At 33.0% G+C, this 17,184-nt stretch carries 11 protein-coding genes; 2 read left to right on the top strand and 9 right to left on the bottom strand.

Annotation, left to right across the window (positions count from 1 at the left end):
- Positions 1 to 57: 57 nt before the first annotated feature.
- The gene (gene radC / locus HN894_12020; protein MBT7144046.1) at positions 58 to 753 is read left to right on the top strand and encodes a DNA repair protein RadC; all 696 of its coding nucleotides are present in this window, start codon (positions 58 to 60) and stop codon (positions 751 to 753) included.
- Positions 754 to 768: 15 nt separating this feature from the next.
- Here radC and HN894_12025 read toward each other — a convergent pair whose 3' ends face one another.
- The 9 genes from HN894_12025 to HN894_12065 all read right to left on the bottom strand — a co-directional run bounded on the left by HN894_12025 (position 769) and on the right by HN894_12065 (position 14,723).
- Positions 769 to 1,323 carry an NAD(P)H-dependent oxidoreductase gene (locus HN894_12025; protein ID MBT7144047.1) on the bottom strand — a complete coding sequence of 185 codons (555 nt, stop codon included), beginning with the start codon at positions 1,321 to 1,323 and terminating at the stop codon, positions 769 to 771.
- Between the two features lie 121 nt (positions 1,324 to 1,444).
- Entirely contained in the window at positions 1,445 to 3,514 is a 2,070-nt protein-coding gene (locus HN894_12030) for a T9SS type A sorting domain-containing protein (GenBank protein ID MBT7144048.1), read from the bottom strand.
- Between the two features lie 61 nt (positions 3,515 to 3,575).
- Complete coding sequence (locus tag HN894_12035; GenBank protein MBT7144049.1) at positions 3,576 to 5,609, bottom strand: T9SS type A sorting domain-containing protein; 2,034 nt, start codon at positions 5,607 to 5,609, stop codon at positions 3,576 to 3,578.
- 100 nt (positions 5,610 to 5,709) lie between these two features.
- The gene (locus HN894_12040) at positions 5,710 to 6,825 is read right to left on the bottom strand and encodes a T9SS type A sorting domain-containing protein (GenBank protein MBT7144050.1); all 1,116 of its coding nucleotides are present in this window, start codon (positions 6,823 to 6,825) and stop codon (positions 5,710 to 5,712) included.
- 175 nt (positions 6,826 to 7,000) lie between these two features.
- Positions 7,001 to 7,522 carry a hypothetical protein gene (locus HN894_12045; protein MBT7144051.1) on the bottom strand — a complete coding sequence of 174 codons (522 nt, stop codon included), beginning with the start codon at positions 7,520 to 7,522 and terminating at the stop codon, positions 7,001 to 7,003.
- 141 nt (positions 7,523 to 7,663) lie between these two features.
- Positions 7,664 to 11,326 (bottom strand): T9SS type A sorting domain-containing protein, encoded by a 3,663-nt coding sequence (locus HN894_12050; protein ID MBT7144052.1) that lies wholly within the window; start codon positions 11,324 to 11,326, stop codon positions 7,664 to 7,666.
- Positions 11,327 to 11,437: 111 nt separating this feature from the next.
- Complete coding sequence (locus HN894_12055; GenBank protein ID MBT7144053.1) at positions 11,438 to 12,448, bottom strand: type IX secretion system membrane protein PorP/SprF; 1,011 nt, start codon at positions 12,446 to 12,448, stop codon at positions 11,438 to 11,440.
- Positions 12,449 to 12,454: 6 nt separating this feature from the next.
- Entirely contained in the window at positions 12,455 to 13,672 is a 1,218-nt protein-coding gene (locus HN894_12060; GenBank protein MBT7144054.1) for a T9SS type B sorting domain-containing protein, read from the bottom strand.
- 418 nt (positions 13,673 to 14,090) lie between these two features.
- Entirely contained in the window at positions 14,091 to 14,723 is a 633-nt protein-coding gene (locus HN894_12065) for a hypothetical protein (protein MBT7144055.1), read from the bottom strand.
- Positions 14,724 to 15,047: 324 nt separating this feature from the next.
- On the opposite strand from HN894_12065, the gene HN894_12070 reads away from it, so the two are divergent.
- Positions 15,048 to 17,174 carry a S9 family peptidase gene (locus tag HN894_12070; protein MBT7144056.1) on the top strand — a complete coding sequence of 709 codons (2,127 nt, stop codon included), beginning with the start codon at positions 15,048 to 15,050 and terminating at the stop codon, positions 17,172 to 17,174.
- The last annotated feature ends 10 nt before the right edge of the window (positions 17,175 to 17,184 follow it).

The following is a 17,184-nucleotide window of genomic DNA, read 5'->3' on the forward strand; positions in this document are numbered from 1 at the left end:
TATATTTGCGATTCGGGAGCTTGAAATATTTAAGCTTGTTTCAATTAAAGAACTAAAATGGATGAATCTAAAAATTTCGGAATAAAAAATTGGGCAATTGAAGATCGTCCGCGAGAAAAATTATTGTCAAAAGGAATAAATAGTTTAAGCAATGCCGAACTTATTGCTATATTGATAGGTTCTGGCACAAGAAATGAATCGGCAGTTGATCTCTCTAAAAAGATTTTGCAAAACTCAAACAACGACCTCAAAGAATTAGGAAAACTCTCGATAGCTCAACTACAAAAAAATAAAGGAATTGGGGAAGCAAAAGCTGTAACAATTGTTGCTGCATTAGAGCTGGGGCAAAGGAGAAAACTATCAGAAATTATTAATAAAGAGAAAATTACAAAAAGCCAGGATGTTGCAGAATATTTTCAATCAATTCTTTCGGATTTGACTCATGAAGAATTTTGGGTTCTATTTTTAAATAGAGCCAACAAAATAATTGAACGAAGAAAAATTAGTCAAGGCGGTGTTTCAGGAACTTTTATCGACAACAAAATCATTTTTAAATATGCAATAGAAAATTTAGCATCGTCAATAATTCTTTGTCATAATCATCCTTCGGGAAATATTAATCCGAGCAAATCGGATATTGCAATTACTGACAAAGCTGTTGAAATCGGAAATTTATTTGACATTTCTGTTTTAGACCATATAATTGTTACCGAAGATTCTTATTTCAGCTTTGCAGATGATGGAAAGATTTGAAACTTTTGACTTGCTTTAAAGCCTTATTGAATTTAGAATGTCGGCAGTATTGGTTTTGCTTTTACCTACACCTCCATAAATGTTACAAGATTCCAACTTCATTCCACAAAATTCAACAAATTGTTTTTGAAGCATTTTTTTTAATCTGTTGTTTGCTCCATTTATATTGTAATAAGATGATGGTGCTCCGGTAGTTGTAAAAATTTTCACGGTTTTACCGGTAAGTAATCCTTCCGCTTTAGAATTTTTGTATGAAAAAGCAAATCCTCGTGAAAAATTCCAATCAATGAAGTTTTTTAAAATAGCTGGCATACTCCCCCACCAGTAAGGAAATACAAAAACTAATTCGTTGGCTTCTGAGATTTTGCCTTGAAAATATTTCATTTCTGCGGTTGGTTCTACATTTGTGAAATCCTTAAAAGTATAAAATGCTTGCTGATATTCGGTTTTGTAAAGGTCGATCACATCAACTTCAAATTTTTGAGCAATAGCTAATTCTTTAAATTTATTTGCAATTGCAAAAGAAAAACTATCTTCTCTTGGGTTTGCAACAATTATCAATGTTTTCATTTATTTCAAATTAATTTGTATTTTGATAGAAATATATTCTCACAAAATATTAAAAACAAAAAATGCAGAGATAAAGTAATAGTCATTATCTCTGCATTTTAAATCGAAAAAACTGTATCAATTATTTTTTATCACTAAACAAACTTAATTTGGCAGTGTATATATTATTTTTTGAAATAAGTTTCACTGTATAGTTTCCTTGCGAAAGGTCTGATATATCAATTTGAGTATTCGCTGAAACATTTTTGAAAGTTTTCACTAATTCACCAAAAATATTGAAAACAAAAACCTCCGAATTTTTAATATTATTGAAAGAAATGATTCCTGTGCTCGGATTTGGATAAATATAGATTTCCTTTTCGATAGATTCTACACTTAAACCATTGTCTTCTATCCAAAGTGTAAAATCCTGAGTAATAGTAGAAATACCATCATTTACAGAAAAAGACACTTCATAACTTCCGGCATCATCGTTTCCGGGTGTGCCGGAGAAAGTTGCAGTTTCGTCTCCATTATCGGTAACACTTAACCAGGCAGGACCATCAACAATTTCAAAAGTTAAAGTTCCGTTGGCATGAAAAGTTTCCATTAAATATGAGTATAGTTCGCCTTCGACAACTAAAGTATCCGGAATTGTTATGATTACAAGTGGTGCCAGAAATCCTTCAAAATTAAGTCTTATCATTGGCACACTTCCGCTACCCCAGCCCCAATCGTCATTTCCTGCGCCTCCTACTCTAGCTCTTGAAGAATATGGGAAGTCATGTGGACCTGTTGCATCACCTCCAAAATACAAATCATCATTTCCCCAGTAGCATTCAAATGCTGCAATGTAGAAGAATCCTTCCTCAAGAAATTCGGAAGAACCATCTTTTTCAAAATCTAAAGTTATCCAAGTACCAGGTTCGTTTGGCATTATGACATGTTCTTGCGTAGTTAATAATTCATTATAAACTTCATAAGTTGTACTATCGTTTTTCAACAGTTTTCCAATAATAGTGGTTCCCGGCGACGAGCCAGAAGTAACATAAACTGAAATAGAACTTGCCTCATCGCTATTATATACCCATAATTGAACACCTACTGCATCACCATCAATACCATCAATATATTGCGCCGGACCATTAGTTCCTGAATGATATTTATCTCTTGCATATACATAATCAGTTAGTTCGAATGAGATTGTATCTGAATTATTATCGGGTAACTGATCAACGGAATCTTGCATAACAGTAAATACCATTTCGTATTCTTCCATTGCTATAGGTGGGACAAAAACACTGTCGATACCCAAAGAATCGGTATTATCAGGCAAACAAGTAATTGTTGAATCTCCTGTTACATCATATAAGCCATTATTCACATTCACATTCAATTTTACGTTTGTTTGCTCGAAAATTCCGTTGTTAGTTACCATCGAACCAAAGGAAACGTCAAATTCTGCATGGTCTGCCTGATAAGTTGGGATCATGGAATAAAAACCCAAACCATCGAAAACAGGAATAATATCTCCTATCATCAATTCGTTATTTGCTCCTTCTACGACGGCAACATCATCAATCATCCATGCATAATCCCATCCCCCAAAATACCAAAACCTAATCCAAACAGTAGATTGATTTGCAGCAAATGAGGAAATATTTACTTCAATAGTTTCGTAAACTGTAACTGATTGAGATAAGCTTGCATTTACTTCAATATAATCCCAATCTACATTGTTAGTACTAATACCTATGTATGTTTGCTCCTCCCATCGTCTGTATAGCTGCTCATATTGTATGGCCACATTCGAATAATTTGATAAGTCAATAGATTGAATTGTAGAAATATACGCATCTTGTGTGCCAGTTGATGATCCTATTCCATCTGAATCATAAAGTGCAAATTTTCCGCCGGAAGTAGATTCCATTGCTCCCATTGGGGCAGAATAAGAACCTACAGGACCATCGGTAGTTATAACCCAGTCTTGACCGTTTCCTACATTATTGTAAATTACCCAATTATCTGTAGAATCTGAAAAATCGTCAAACCAGATTATATCTCCGGGAGCTTTTGTAGATTTCTGCTTTTGCAATGATTTTGAAAACTCTTTTTTCATTTTTTTTGATAATCCTACATCAAATTGTTGATGTTGTGCAAAACTATATGTAGAAAAAATGAACAACCCAATTAATAATAAAGCTTTTCTCATGATAAATAAAATTTTGGTTAGTTGATATTGTAAGTAAAAAGTTATGAAATATTGATCCTAATTATTTATAAATATTGATGGTTTTTGTAAAGATTTGATGGTTTTTAGTAATTTTCATAAAATATAATCCTTCCGATAAATATGAAACGTCTATTGAAAGTGTATTTCTTGCATTTTCAATATTTAAAATTTCTCTACCTTCAATATTAAAAATTCGTATATTAGAATTATCGGCATTTCTTATATTAATAATTTCTTTTACAGGATTTGGATAGACAGCAATCAAATTTTCAATTTCTTGAACACTACTAATAATACTAATAGTATAAGAATAGGTATCACTTATCACACCATCTGAAACTTCTATCTCAACATCGCCATTGCCAATGTCCGCTACTGTAGGAGTTCCGGAAAGAGTAGTCCCATCCCAGTTTAACCATGCAGGTTTTGTTGGGCAGGTAAAAGTATAATTGCCTGTTCCTCCAATAGCTTCTGGAGTATATGTATATAAACTGTCAACAACTATTGAATTTGGAGCATTATTAACAATTTCGAGGATCTGAGGAAAAACAAATCCTTCAAAGTTTAGTCTTATCATTGGGACTTCGTTGGCCCAAGACCAATCGTCGTTTCCGGCTCCACCTAATCTTAGTCTTCCTGCGAGCCACCAAGTTGGGCTAATATTATCTGCACCAATATATAATGAATCATTTCCCCAATAACATTCAATTGCAGCAATATACATATTGGCTGAGTCTATAAATTCTGATGCTCCATCTTTTTCAATAGGCAAATTTAGCCAGGTTCCAGGTTCACCGGGCTCTATTGAATGTTCCTGAGTAGTAAGAATTTCATTAAATCCTGCTGAAGTAAATTCTAGTACTAAACCTCTGATTGTTGTTCCAGGATCAGAATTTTCAGCAATATACACAGATATTGAATTTACTTCCTGACTATTGTAAACCCAAAATTGTGTACCTATTGCATCGCCATCAATACCATCAAGATACCTCTTGGGACCAGAGTCGTATGAATAATTCAAATCTCTTGCATATTCATAGTTTGTTATTTCCATATCAATTATTTGGAAATTATTATCCGGAACTTCGTCTGTGCTATCTTGGGTTATTAAAAATGTAGCACTATATACATCTACTCCTTGTGGAATAAAGTCAATAATAAATTGGAATGTGTCTCTTGCTCCGGAAATTAAGGAATCAACAATTGGACTTGTAAAAGAATATAGTCCGCTATTAACATCCATTGTAAGCGATATGTTTGTCTGAGTAAGTCCACCATTATTAAAAACTACGTATCTGATAGTATCAACAATAAAATCCTGATGATTTGATTGAGAGTCTGGTATCATAGAATAAAATCCGGTTCCATCAAAATCAATCCAAATTTTTTCTAAAACAAGTTCGTTGGCAGGTGCATCTATTATTGCTACATCATCTACCATCCATGCATAATCCCATTCGCCAAAATATTTGAAACGAATCCAAACTTGGGGCTGATTGGCAGCAAGTGATGTTATGTTCAATTCAACATTATGATTGCCATAATTGCCAACTTCTACTCCTGCATTTACTTCTAAATCAGTCCAGGTAGTTCCATCAGTGCTAACACCAATGTAGGTATCATTGTGGAATCTTCTGTAAAGCTGTTCAAATCTTATTGCAACACTTTGATATCCTGAAAGGTCAATAGGTGAAACAGTTTCTACCGATGCATTTTGGTCTCCAGAAACTTGACCTGTTGCACCAATTCCATCGGAATCGTATAATGCAAAATTTCCACCTGATGAAGAAACAATTGTGCCTAATGGTGCAGAATAAAAACCAACTGGTCCGAAAGTAGTTATTTGCCAATCTTGTCCAGCCAATCCATCATTTGTAAAAGTCCAATTTGCCGAATTCGAAAAATCGTCGTACCAAATTGTATCGCTTATTGATTTTGTAGATTTTACAAAATTCGGAGCAGATTTTCGATCCTTCATTAAACCATTGGCTGATTGTAGATAAGTGACACTATTTTGTCCGAAAACAAGAATTGATAAGGTAATTAGCAATGTTAGAATTGTAAACTTTCTCATATCTCAATATTTTAGGTTAGTTAATACTCCACAAATTTAATCAAAAAAAAAAAGCCTCCAAATGGAGGCTTTTTTCTTTATGTTAAAAACAGAAAAAAAACTACTTAATTAAGCTAATTTTTCTTGTAATAATATTTGAATTTGTAAATATCTTAACGATATATGTTCCTTCTGCAAAATTGCTCATGTCAATTGTTGTGAAATCTGAAGTTTGGTCTAAGCTAACAACTTCTTTACCAATGATATTAAATATTCTAACTTTTGCATTTGCAATGTTTGTAATATTTAAAATGTTGTTAGTTGGATTTGGATAAATATTAATATCGTTATCAACAATTGTTTCAATTGCTAATGCACCCCACCAGTCAGTAACTGTTGTGTCAGCATTTACGAAAACAGATCTGTTTGGATCACCGGCCCATTCGCCACCGTCCCAACCGGCACCTCTAAAATATTTGTAGAATATAGAATCACCTGGCTCAATTGCACAAGTAACAGAATATACACCATCACCATCACCATCTTCTAAAGCTAATTCAAGGCTATCGCCTGGTGTTGTCCATCCTGCAAAATCACCTGCAATATAAAATACATCAGTTGTATCAATATCAGTAAGTGAGTTGCAATCTACTGTGAAAGTTACGTTAACTGTTGTAGGAACAACAATACCTGCACGAATTTCAACATTGTCAAGATTCAAAAAGAAAGCATCTGTACAATCATAATGACGGAAAGCAAAATAAACATCCTGTCCTACATAAGCAGAAATATCAACCTTGTGTTCAGTCCAATCAGTAGCAGTAGTTGGAATTACTTCTTCAAAAAGAGTTGTAGTAAAATCAGCAATATCCTGTCCTACAGTTGAAACCATTACAGCATATTTTTCATATTCATATGAAGGATCTTGAGGTTGAATCCAGAATACTAATGAATCGCCTTCAACAATAGAAGCCATAGGTGATATTAACCAATTGTCTGGTGTAAGAGGTGCTTGAGTTGCTGGATCCCAAGATGATGAGGTAGCACAAAAACCAGTGTCACCAATACCTACCCAAACTGTTGATTGTATCCATTCAAATGTATCACCATCTCCATCAACTATTACCCAACCTGCTGGTGGAAAAGTTGCTCCATCGAAACCTTCAAAAGTTAGTGTTTGAGAAAAAGCTACACTAAAAGCTAATAGTGAAACTACTAAAAAATAAATTTTCTTCATAATTAAAGTTTTAAATTAAAAGTTTATTAAATTATTTAATGTTGCAAAGATATAACATTTTTAAATAACAAAAAAAATGTTTAACTTTTTATTGAATTAATTTGGCTATACTTTAGTTTGCAATAATTAAGGGCAAAAAATTATGTTCTAATTTCAATGCAAAAAAAGAACTCTTTTAATTTTCTGAGATATATTTAATATTCTCAAGTCCATCTTCAATTCCGGCATCTAAAATATCATTTATGAAAAAACCCAAATATGTGAATAGATTATATGTATTTAAGGTGCAGGTCAATTTCCACATAAGCTTATTAGTATCTTGAGCTTTTCTAATAGAAAATTCACCTTTCAAAGGATAGCTTTTGCCTTCTGCATACGAATAATAATATACGTATTCTTTGTACAAGCATTTATAAATCTCATATTTCCCATTTCCAGAATGCTCACCTTCCCATATCATCCATGAGCCAACACCTGTTGATTTTTCAGAATAATCTGCAATTATAGTAGTGTCATGATAAAAATCCATATTCCATTGATCCCAATTTCGAAAATCGCCAACAAGATTATATATTCTCCAATCGGGAGCATCTATAGTAATACTTCTTTCAATAGTATATTTTTCGGGAAGTATGGTAACCAAAACGAAATATGTGCCAACTAAAACAACGACTGCAATTATTACTTTTTTAATCATTTAATTAGAGTTTTTAATATTTCATTCAATCATATAATTGAAATTCTTTTATGAAATCATTTAAGATTCTTCTTAGAAAGCAAAAATAAGCATTTCAAGTTTGTTATCAAATTTTTTGAAGTTAAATTTTCCCTTTTTTATTTACTTTATTAAAATTATTTTTTGTGAGTAAAAAGCATAATCAATTTGCAGTTTAAAATAGTAGATTCCATTTTTTTGCATAATACCTGAATTATCTATTCCGTTCCAGCATATTCTATGTTTCCCATTAGGGTATTCTTCACTATTAATCAGATTAATTACTTTTTGTCCTGAGATGTTAAATATATCAAGGCTAATTGTTGATTTTTTATTCAATTCAAAAACAAAATTTGTTTTTTCTGAAAAAGGATTTGGGAAGTTATATATCGAAAAATTGTTTTCAAAAATGTTTGGAGAATTTACTATGAACTGATTTGTTGGGGGGAATGTTATATAATCTATCCATGCACAATCTTCTCCGGCATCTACAGAATAATCTTTATGATAAGTCCATTTATACGTGTGAACACCGGCAGACACTGGGAAAATCTCCTGCGACCAATCTATTTGGCCATCCCATCTGGCCTGTTCTACACCATCAACAAAAAATGCCAGGTAATCGTAATTATGATTGTTTACATCGGCTTCGCATGAAACTTTTTTATAAAAACTAATCTCTCCGTTGGACAGTGCATTCAGTTCAACAAAAAGATATGTTTCTTCATTGTGGGTTATAACTCCCGATTTTGAGCAAAAAGAGCCCTCATATTCATCTAAGGTATCTAAATCCCAATGTGTGGGGCCGCCCCAATTCCACTGGTAGGAAGAAAAGTCTCCGGTTTCAAAATCTTCGTAAATATACCCAATATCAATCCAAAAAATATCGGAAGCAGAATACATATTGTCGGCATCAAAACTGGTAAGGAATTCAGCATTATAACCGAAGGGTGATAAATTAGAAGCTGAAATATTAAATGAGATTGTATCTGTAGAATTTGCGTCTATAAATAAAATATTACCAGAATTACTATTTATAGTAATGTTAGGATCAGTGGAAGAAATTGTGCTAAGTGTATTGTAAACTTTTGCTCCACCACTATTTTTAACTATCAGAATTAAAGTTGCTGTTTCTCCTGGGTCTAAACTATTGTTATTTCCATCAATTATTTCAAAATCATCAACTTCAAGAATAGGTGCATAAGCAACCAATTCCATGTGACTTTCGGAGGTATCGGAAAGTGCAGAAATTTTTGTATCGAAGACAATATTGTGCTCATTTGGGATACTATTATCAACATTAAAAGTAAAACCAGCAGTAACACTTGTTGTTGATCCAGTATCAATAAATCCTATATATTCAACACTATCAATAAATGTAATATATGGATCATTTGTAGATATTATCATACTTGCATCAAAATCAGGCAAATGTGCTATATTTACTATATCTATTGAAAGAATTCCGGTTTCTCCAAATTCAATAATACTGTCTGAGCCGGAAATTACGGAAAATCCGCTAATTAGTAAACTATTAATTCCATCTGTTGAGAACTCTAAAAGTTTAGAAGACACAATTGAGCTTGCATCGCTAACTTTTATTTTCAGATTTGTTGGTAAATATTCTTGCAAAATCAAACCACGCAGGTAGCCATCTTCAGAAATCGACAATTCATCTGGGAATGTTGAGGCTATGAATTTTATAAAATGACCGTTTTGAATTGTTTGGGCTGATGAAATTTGGGAGTATTGAAAATCAATATTATTACCTTTAAAAATTCCGGAAAACCAATTTTGAGTACTTGGGTATTGCATATTTGCATAATAAAATTCTATATCACCATTTGGAAAAAGTTTTATTGCAAAATTCAGATCCGTCCCGCTCGAATTACCACTTATTGAAGCTTTGTATCTAATGGTAGCACTATTCTGATCGCCATCGTACCAAATTCCATCTCCGGAATAAAATGCTAAATCTGCCAAAAAAGGAGCAATCGAAGAGTGACTCAAGAAAAACAAATCGGCATTCATCTGATAGGGCCAGGATGAGGGCATTTCGTCAAGCATTATGTATCCATCTGTATGGATATATATTTCATCGAAGTATTCTCCATAAAATGGAAACGAAAAATCGAGTTGCAGTGAAGTATAGCTATTGTAACTGTTTGGAGTATTGATTGCTTGAGTAGAAATATTTGGAAAACTTGCTGTTGAATCTACTACTTCATAGTCGTAATTGAACGACCAAACATAAGGCGGTGTTCCGCCAGTTGCAGAAAGTTGATACTCATATGGCTCATTTACTGTACCTTTTAATAAGGTGTCGTTTTCGATTGTTACCTCACTAAAGTTTACACTTGTTACAATTGATAGAACAGTAGTTCCATTCTCAATCAGAGGAATATTATTGCTTGGATAAAAAGTTTCGTTCGCAGAATTTGTATAATCAATTAAAGAATAAGAAATTATCTCACCTGTTCCAATATTTGAAGGATCATTTTCATCTATCAAAAGGAAATATTTTGCTATTTGGTTGGAATCAACAAAATTTAAGAGAGTTGACATGTCCAGCCCAATTTCTATTGTTTTTTGATCTTCCGTTGTGCCTCCTTGCATAAAATAATTTCCGCCTTGATAATTTAAAATCGCAGATTCTTTAATATATTGAGGATAATTATCTAATGTATCTAATGATATTCCTGTAGAAATCTTTAATTTGTTTCTCGAATCATGTTTCAAAACCAAACGCATACATAACATTGGTTCGGAATTTTCTTTGGTATAAAGAATATAAACTTTGTTGCTCCAAATCCCTCCATTTGCGTACGCAGCAGCTAAAGTTCTGTACATCATGTAAGTAAATCCTCCATCGCCCCAACTTGGTACTCCTCCATAGGTATTTACCATTTTCAAAGCTCCAATTTCCCAATCTGCAAGATCAATTTTACTATCATTGTTAATGTCTATGTTGTTTGTATAGTTGCCATCTCCATTATAATCGTATCTAACAGAGTCATTATATCCAACAATAGTCATGGCATGGCTGGAACCGCCAAAATTGATTACAATATTTTTCCCAGCTTCAGGAGTTCCACTGGCAAGAGTGTATAAAGATGGAACATTTCCATAAAAATTCGCAACACCTCCTGCTGCTGAACCATCAAGATGGTCGTAAAGCCATGCTTTTAAAACATTTAAGCCTTCTTCAGAATCAACAGGGATAGAATAAACTTCCTTGATTCTGTTGTGCATTGCATTGTAATATTCGGTATAGCCCGACATCCATCTGCCTGTACCGCCATACCACATTGTTCCTCCATAGTCATCTACATTTGGGTTTCCAAATTCCTTAACAATGTTCCAAGTGTCGAAAAAACTAACTCCCTGGCTATTTCCATTGTTCTCAAAATTCCACGCAAAGTGGGTTGAATATTGATTTGAAGAAATATTTGCGGGTGTATTTCTTTTATAATTAATTTCGTAGGTGAAAGCCATTCCAATCCCGCTGGCTTGCCCGCATTCTAAAGCAACCTGATTGTAAACCGGTCTTAAAAAAGGCAGCGTGGAATTATCAACCAATGCAGGTAAACTTGACTTATTTAGATTTTTGTATTTAGAAATATTTAATTCCGGAATTCTACTTGCTATAATCGAATCCTCACAATTTAGCAGAAATGGAATCTTTTTTTCATTAAATATTTGTTTTTGGCTATTTTCTTCTGTTTGCGAAAAAGAAAATTCAACAAACAGAAAAATGAAATATATTAATACCAATATTTTTTTCATAAGATATTATTTTGATTAACATAAATAATTCAATAAATATACAAATTAACAGCAATTTTAGATTTTTTGAAAAGTTAGTTTGAGTTCATGCGTTAAAATTTATACAATAATTTATTTCTTCTTCTTTCTTCGAGTTTTTGGTAAATTAATTCCTACTACAATTTCGTGAGATCCGCCGGCGTAGTTTAAAATATTGTTTGTAGAATAGTCATATGAATATCCAAAATAGTACCATCCGTACAAAATATCGAATATAAAAATCATTGATTTGTTTGTCCGGTACGAAATTGCAAATGAGATATTTCTAATCTGGAGTTTAGTATTAAAATCAAATTGAATAGGTGTAATTTCAGTAGCTTTAATCAGGACGGAAGGTTCAATCAAAATTTCTTCAACAACAAAAGCAAATCCTGCATTTGCAAAAAAATGACGAATCATATTGTTTTTACTATTTTCATGAAATTTGATTTTCGATTCTAAAATATGCAAGCTCGAAACACCCAAAAAATATTTTGGAGCATAAATAAATATTCCAACATTTAAATCTGGCACAAATGCAGTTTCTTTACCGTAGCTAATAATCGGATCGTTGCTCTCAAACAAAACCAAATCGCGTTCGTCTATAGCAAACTGAAACAGACTTGTTGCTACACCAATCGATATTTGTGGAGGTGATAAAAACCTTTTTGAATGATGAGTTATTGAAAATGGGATATGGTATGAATAGGCAAAATTTATTCCTGTTTTGCTGATTGGTCCAACTTTATCGTTAAAAACATAGCCGCCAACTCCAATTCTTCCACTACTTCCCATACGTTGTGTTCGAATAATATTTCCTTTTTTATCGAATTCGGTTTTTGCATTTATTAAGCCTCTTTTGTTGTAAAATCCTGCTCTTTCAATTCTTGTGTGCGAACTTAAAACTTGTGTTTTAGGTGGATTATTAAATCCTGTCCATTGATTTCTTACGGTGAGTTTAACAGATGTTACGTTGTGGCTACCTGCAACTGCCGGATTTATCAGAAAATTGTTTGTCAAATATTGGCTATACAAAGGCAATTGCTGAGCTTCTGTGTATATAAACCCAGTCAAAATAATAAATATTAAAATTGCCTTTTTCATTTAAAACTATCTTATAATTGAAACATTTCCGATCAAGGGCTCAGAGCCAGGAATCAGTGTTATAATGTAAAAATATGTGTCAATTGGAAGCTCATTCCCTTTGAGAGTTCCATCCCATTTTTGATGATAACCATTTTCTGACTTGAATAAAAGCTGTCCCCATCGATTGTAAACTTCAACTACTGCTTCGGGATATATTTCTATCCCAAGTATTTCCCAGTTTTCGTTCACACCGTCATTATTCGGAGTAAAAGCAGTTGGAATTTTAAAACATGTTTCATTTAAGTAAGGTACACTAAAAGTTTCATTTGCAGTGCAATAATTATAATCGATAATACTCAAAGCATAAATGCCAGTTTGCAAATCTGTAATTTTTTCACCTGTAAAAGTATTAGACCAAATGTAGCTATATGGTTCAATCCCTCCATCAACAAAAATTTCTATGCTTCCTTCTGAAGTTTCATCGCAAAAAGTCGATACAATTTCAGCTGAAACTGTAATTTGGTCTGGTTGAAAAATTTCAATAGTTGTTTCAGATTTGCATTCGTTTTTGTCGGTTACAGTTAGCGAATAATTGCCTTGAACAAGATTCACTAAAATTGGGCTGTTTTGCCCGCCAGCCCATAAATATTCGTAGGGTGCAGTTCCTTGAATAGCTGAAACTTGAATTGAGCCGTTGCTTTCGCCATAACAAATTACGTTTGTTGTGTTTGTGAAGAGTTCGACCGATGGAAACAAATAAATTGAAATTGAGTCGATTGCGATACATCCTGCGGTATTTGTAACTGATACCCAATAATTGCCTTCTACGTTTACAGGAAATATTTGAGAGCTACTTCCATTTTGCCATAAATATTCTGAAAATCCTGGACCTGCATCTAAATTCATTGAAAAGGTATCGCAAAATTCAAGGTCATCTCCAAGATTGACAATTGGAATTGACTCAACATAAACTTTTCCGATTGTACTTATCCCAAGGCAGCCAAAACTATTGGTTTCGGAAACAGTAATTGAAAATATTCCAGGTGTTTCTCCCCAATCAATCAATATCGAATCTCCATAATTTGCATCAATATTGTTGTCTGTACCTTCAACATCCCAATCGAAAGTTGAGCTTTGGTCGCCATTTACCCAATACAGCACGTTTTGTTCGCCAACACATACTGTATCAATAATTTGACAATAGCCTGATACTTGCAGCAATGTTGCAAATAATATTAACAATATTTTAAAATGATATTTTTTCAATATTATCTATATGAAAGAATAATTGCTAATTTAAATAATTGCATTAGACGAGTTTTAAAACGCCTATACATAGAATTCATTTTTCCACAAAAAAACGAATATCAAAATATGGAGCTTGATGAATTTTTCTGATTTTCGAAAATCAATAAAGCTGAAATTTATTTAAACAGAAATCAGAAATATTAGCTGAAACAAAATGAATATGATGGGAGATTCAAATTTTCTAAGCTTAAGGAATCATAAATTATGCAAACAATAAAAAAGGGAGTATTATAAACTCATACTATAAGTAGTTTTTTTATGTTTAACAGAATTTTAATAAGACACTAAAAATTGAATTACTCGTGTACATTATTCATATATTGTATTAAATTTGTCCGATTAGGAATAAGTTTTAATCATGGAAAATTGTGAGAGGTAACAGAGCTGGCGAAACTACAACAGTTGCAGAACCGGTTCCTGTATTACTACATCCGTTTCCATCAGTAACACTTACTACTGTATAACTCACTGAGGGAGGTGTAAATAAGTTAGGTGTTGTGTAGTAATAAGGCGAAGCAATTACACTTATAGTATCATTTACAGTTTGGTCGGAAATAACAACTTCCCAATCAGAAGTACCTGTTAAAACAATCTCAATCAGACTACTACTTGCTTCTCCATAACATACTGTATCGATTCCTGAGATAATAGCAGTTGGAAGGTCTAAAATTTCAACGGTAAGTACATACGGCTCGCCGGAACAACCAAATTCGTTTGTTTCAACAACCTGAATAGAATCCATACCTGCATTTGGCCAATTTACCATAATACTGTCGGTGGTATTTCCAGAAACAATACTTCCACCGGTAGCTCCTAAAATAGACCAAGTGTATGTAGATGCACTATTGCCATTTAGTTGATAATAAACTGTCTCACCGGCACAAACAGAATCTGGTTGAATTGTAGATTGTGCAAAAACCTCATTACCTACGAATGAGAAGAAAAAAAATGTACTGAGAAAAAAAACAATTTTTAAAGCTTTCATTTCAAAAAATTTAAAAGTTAATAAATCACCTTATTTATAAGATATTAATAGAATAATTTTAATTCAATAATTTTTCAAAATTACTGATTTTTTAAGTGCTAATTTTTATCATTTTCATATTAATGAAACAAACCAATATATGACTGAAAAATTAAAATTACAAACAAACTGTGCTTGATATTATGGTTTTCTTTTTGAAAAAGTAAAATTTTTCAGCATAAAAATGTCTAAATTTTATAAAAATCAAATAAATTTTGGTGTAAATATGACCAAATTCTTTCTAAATTTGTTGCTTTTTTAGTTTTTATTAAAACCCATAATTTTATGAAAAAAATTATTATCCCAGTCATGCTTATTACATTTATTGCATGCAATCAACCAAAAGAGAAACAGCAAATGAAATTTAGCTATCCGCTTACTCTAAAAGACACTACTATCGACAATTATTTTGGTATTAAAGTTGCTGACCCATATCGCTGGCTCGAGAATGACACTTCAAAAGAAACGGCCGAGTGGGTTAAAGCTCAAAATGAACTAACATTCGACTATCTTTCTAAAATTCCTTATCGAGAAAAAATTAAGGAACGATTAACACAAATTTGGGACTACCCAAAAATCACTGCTCCTTTCAAGCGAGGCGGTCATGTGTTTTTCTTTAAAAACGACGGTTTGCAAAACCAAAATGTTTTATACATAAAGGAAAATGTTGATAGCAAAGATGAAAAAGTTTTATTGGACCCAAACAAATTGTCGGATGATGGAACAATTGCCCTTTCAAGTTTAGGTATTTCGAAAGATGGAAAATATCTTGCCTATGGAATTTCTAGAGGTGGTTCCGATTGGAACGAAATATTTGTTTTAGATATAAAAACCGGTGAGAAACTTTCCGATCATATTGAATGGGTAAAGTTTTCAGGAATTTCTTGGTATAAAGACGGATTTTATTATAGTAGTTACGACAAACCTGTGGAAGGCAAAGAACTTTCAAACATCAATGAATATCATAAAATCTATTATCACAAAATAGGAACAGGCCAGACAGATGACAAACTCGTTTATCAGAATTTAGACTATCCGAAAAGAAATTATGGCGTGAAAGTAAGCGAAGACGAAAAAGTATTGATAATGACAGAAACAGAATCTACGCATGGGAATGCTCTCTATTATAAAGATTTATCGAAAAAAGAAAACAATTTCATAAAGCTGGCTGAAGGATTCGAATACGAATTTGGCACTATAGAACACATTGACGGCGAACTTCTGGTACAAACAAATTTCGAAGCACCAAAATATAAATTGATTAGTATTAATCTTGGAAATCCAAGTATGGAAAGTTGGAAAGACATAATTCCTGAAAAAGAAAATGTATTAGAATCCTGTCAGATTATTGGAGGGAAAATTATTTCAAGATATATGAAAGATGCATATAGTCTTGCAGAAATTTATGAATTAAATGGTGAATTTGTTGCAAAAGTACAACTTCCTGGCATTGGCACAGTTTCGGGTTTTAATGGGCGAAAAGATGAAAATATCGCATATTACTCTTTTTCATCTTATACAACTCCCGGTATTATTTACAAATTCAATGTTGAAAAAAACACTTCTGAAATTTATCTCGAACCGGGAATAGACTTTGACCCAACACCTTACGAAACAAAGCAGGTTTTCTACAAAAGTAAAGACGGAACAAAAATCCCTATGTTCGTAACCCATAAAAAAGGATTAGAAATGGATGGCAACAATCCAACATTATTGTACGGCTACGGAGGATTTAATATTAGTTTGACACCTGGATTTAGCATAACAAAAGTAATCTGGATGGAAAATGGCGGTGTGGTAGCCGTTGCTAATTTGAGAGGTGGCGGCGAATACGGTGAAGAATGGCACGAAGCCGGCACAAAACTTCAAAAGCAAAATGTTTTCGACGATTTTATTGCAGCAGCAGAATTTTTAATTGAAAATAAATATACCTCTTCAAAAAAACTAACAATTCAAGGTGGTTCAAACGGTGGTCTTCTGGTTGGAGCTTGTTTGAACCAACGACCTGATCTTTTTGCTGTTGGACTTCCGGCAGTAGGAGTTATGGATATGCTACGGTTTCATAAATTTACCATTGGCTGGGCATGGACAGGCGATTATGGTTCAAGCGACAACGAAGACGAGTTTCATTATCTTTACAAATATTCGCCTTTGCATAATATTAGTAAAGATGTTGAATATCCTGCAACATTGGTAACTTCTGCCGACCACGACGATAGGGTTGTTCCTGCACATTCGTTCAAATATATTGCTGAATTGCAGAGCAAATATCAGGGAGAAAATCCTGTTATGATTCGCATTGGCGTGAAAGCCGGGCACGGTGGTGGAAAACCAACTTCAAAAATTATTGAAGAATATGCCGATTTATGGTCGTTTGCTTTTTTCAATATGGGGGTTACTCCTAAGTACTAACTATTTTTCT

This window comes from Bacteroidota bacterium (assembly GCA_018692315.1).
Lineage (GTDB): Bacteria > Bacteroidota > Bacteroidia > Bacteroidales > JABHKC01 > JABHKC01.

Bases quoted from the DNA above. Each gene is read 5' to 3' on its own strand.
- radC (MBT7144046.1), top strand. From the start codon at position 58: ATGGATGAATCTAAAAATTTCGGAATAAAAAATTGGGCAATTGAAGAT.
- HN894_12025 (MBT7144047.1), bottom strand. From the start codon at position 1,323: ATGAAAACATTGATAATTGTTGCAAACCCAAGAGAAGATAGTTTTTCT.
- HN894_12030 (MBT7144048.1), bottom strand. From the start codon at position 3,514: ATGAGAAAAGCTTTATTATTAATTGGGTTGTTCATTTTTTCTACATAT.
- HN894_12035 (MBT7144049.1), bottom strand. From the start codon at position 5,609: ATGAGAAAGTTTACAATTCTAACATTGCTAATTACCTTATCAATTCTT.
- HN894_12040 (MBT7144050.1), bottom strand. From the start codon at position 6,825: ATGAAGAAAATTTATTTTTTAGTAGTTTCACTATTAGCTTTTAGTGTA.
- HN894_12045 (MBT7144051.1), bottom strand. From the start codon at position 7,522: ATGATTAAAAAAGTAATAATTGCAGTCGTTGTTTTAGTTGGCACATAT.
- HN894_12050 (MBT7144052.1), bottom strand. From the start codon at position 11,326: ATGAAAAAAATATTGGTATTAATATATTTCATTTTTCTGTTTGTTGAA.
- HN894_12055 (MBT7144053.1), bottom strand. From the start codon at position 12,448: ATGAAAAAGGCAATTTTAATATTTATTATTTTGACTGGGTTTATATAC.
- HN894_12065 (MBT7144055.1), bottom strand. From the start codon at position 14,723: ATGAAAGCTTTAAAAATTGTTTTTTTTCTCAGTACATTTTTTTTCTTC.
- HN894_12070 (MBT7144056.1), top strand. From the start codon at position 15,048: ATGAAAAAAATTATTATCCCAGTCATGCTTATTACATTTATTGCATGC.